Raw genomic sequence first — 2,417 nt, forward strand, 5'->3', positions numbered from 1 at the left:
CCCTGTCTCGCATTATTCATTTAAATTGTATTTTCAGGTTTGATTTAAGGGGGGAAGGAGTGAATCTTGAAAACTGTATTTAAGGGTTAAGGGTTATTGTGCAAGATGCCAAGACTTGCCCCTCAATTTTTGAAAAAGATTTGAATTATCGTTACAAAACAATGTTCTTGTATCTTTTTTAGTCAGTGATTATGATGTTGTGCTTGAGTTGAGCATGATCATTGTGACTGCTTTTAATTTAGTTAAATTATATGGAGATAAATTTATGAGACACGGAGTTGTTGTTGCTTTATTACTGAGTGTTTATGGTTGTGGGTCTAATAATCCAAGTGAGTCTGAAATTAAAGAACTGTTATCTCAAGAAGTTAACAAAAAAGGGTGTGCTAGATCTTCGCTTTTAAAAAGCTTTCCAATTGACTCTTCTGCAGCAAAGGTTAATAAAGATATTTTAATGCTATTTGCTGATGCTGGTTTACTTGAATATCAAAACAAAGAGTATTTGTTGACTGATAAAGGTCAAGCTGTTTATGACTCTGAAAATGAAGGCTTTTGTTATACTTCAGGCTATACCGCTACAGATATAAAAGTATTAAAAGAGGAGTCAAAAGATAAGTTACCGACAGCTCTTTCAGGTGCTTGGTTGGTTTCATTTAAGGCTGTACCAAATGACCTAAGTGATTGGATTAATACTGAAGGGTTCATAAAAAATGCCAGTCTTGCTTCAGATAAAACCCCTAGCGAAGAAAAAGAATTTACGATTCGGGTGGCAAAAAAGCATGGAGAAGAAAAATTGATATTAGCGGACGCGCGCTTCCGTTTTTCTCCTGGAATGTATTTCTATCCAAACATTAGCTTTTAAATGAAATTTACAGAGTATTTTTAAGGCGTAAATATAAAAATACTCTGATTTTCGTGCTTAAAATTTTTTACTATTGTGAGACAGAGGTTAGGGAGGTCATAAATTTACAGAAAGTCACATACATACAGTTTTTATTCTCTATTGACTGTTTTAGTTTAGAGTTTGACCAATGGTAATTGGTTATTAGCGCGCTTTATTTTATTGAGCCTTAAGGAAAAGAGATGCTTACCAATATAATTATTCGCGCTAGTTATGCGCTACTTATAATGCTGAGTGTAATCACGCAAGCACAACAAACAGACCTACAAACCTCAAAACTTGAAAGCGCTTTTTATAATCGTCAATATGCTCTAGTCTCAGAGTTACTCGCCGCTCAACAGGAAAAAAATCTTAATAGCGAAATAATGACGGTCGCTGTTGCTGTTGCACAAAATCTTGATAACAAAGAAACACTGTTAAACGCCCTAATTGAAAACAACCCAGATAATGCCGAGGTGCATTTTATGGCGGGTGAATTATGGTATCAAATTAAAGAGCAGTCGAACCTTTTCAATAAACTTGGTTTAGTGAAAAAATCTAATACGCATTTTATTAAGGCTGCCGAGTTAGCACCCGAAAACCCCAAATATTTAGTAGCTGCTGCAAAGGCGTTGGCGATCGAAAGTAGTTTTTGGGATTCAGAGAAAAAAGATTCGAAAGTGATAGTCGATAAACTAAAAGAGCTGGATACACATTACTACAATTTGGCGCTAATGGATTACCTTCAAAATACGCAAAATAAAAAGCGCGCATTACAAACTGTAGAATTGGTTAGCCAAAACCATCCGCAAAATGTTGCTTTGATCCATAGAGCTGCAAATTTATTGTGGACGTTCTCAGCTAAAGCGAAAGCACAGCGTTTATTTGTAAAAGGGTGCCAAATCGAGCAAGTGATCCCAGAGCGATTACCAACTTGGCGAGATACTTGTTTATCAGCAGCTTATCTCGCATTGCAACAACATGGTGATAAACAACTTGCGGTTGATGCAATGGAACACTTGTTAAGTAAAGAACAGGTGAAAGACAAGCAACATATAGAATATTTAATGGTGCTAGGTGAATTGTATCGAGCGCTAGACGATAATAATAAAGCTAAAAGTACTTATCAAAACGCACTGACCCTTAGCGATGACAACTCCACTCAAAAAGACATAAAACGAGCATTAAGTGAACTAATTCGTTAGTTTAATGTTTAAGTAGTAGTTTGTTTAAGTTGAGGTTTGTAACTCTATCGTATCGGACTTAGTTTGATGGAATATTTATAGAAAAGAGTAATCCTTCACCTAAAGCAACGAGATGAATTTTGCTATGTTTGTCGTGCTGGCGACGGCAGCCAAAGATGAAAAGCAACCGAAACGAAGTTTCGCAGTGCTTTGAAATGAGGTCAGGGATGACCGATGTAACCCAGCTTCAAGGAAGAATTTTAACGTTAACCTCAAAAGCGCCGGCCTCCCTTTGGAATCCCTCGGCGCCCCAAAAATCAAACTGATTCTTCAAACAAAATTTAAATGTGAACATA

2 protein-coding genes are annotated in these 2,417 nt (G+C 36.4%); both read left to right on the forward strand.

Annotation, left to right across the window (positions count from 1 at the left end):
• The first annotated feature begins 214 nt into the window (after positions 1–214).
• Complete coding sequence (locus ON073_RS20185) at positions 215–859, forward strand: hypothetical protein (RefSeq protein WP_274763669.1); 645 nt, start codon at positions 215–217, stop codon at positions 857–859.
• 221 nt (positions 860–1,080) lie between these two features.
• Positions 1,081–2,082, forward strand: coding sequence for a tetratricopeptide repeat protein (locus ON073_RS20190; protein WP_274763670.1), 1,002 nt, complete (start codon positions 1,081–1,083; stop codon positions 2,080–2,082).
• Positions 2,083–2,417: the final 335 nt, after the last annotated feature.

Source organism: Pseudoalteromonas sp. G4, from assembly GCF_028875915.1.
Lineage (GTDB): Bacteria > Pseudomonadota > Gammaproteobacteria > Enterobacterales > Alteromonadaceae > Pseudoalteromonas.

Coding starts and splice junctions, on each gene's coding strand:
- ON073_RS20185 (WP_274763669.1), top strand. CDS start 215: ATGATCATTGTGACTGCTTTTAATTTAGTTAAATTATATGGAGATAAA.
- ON073_RS20190 (WP_274763670.1), top strand. CDS start 1,081: ATGCTTACCAATATAATTATTCGCGCTAGTTATGCGCTACTTATAATG.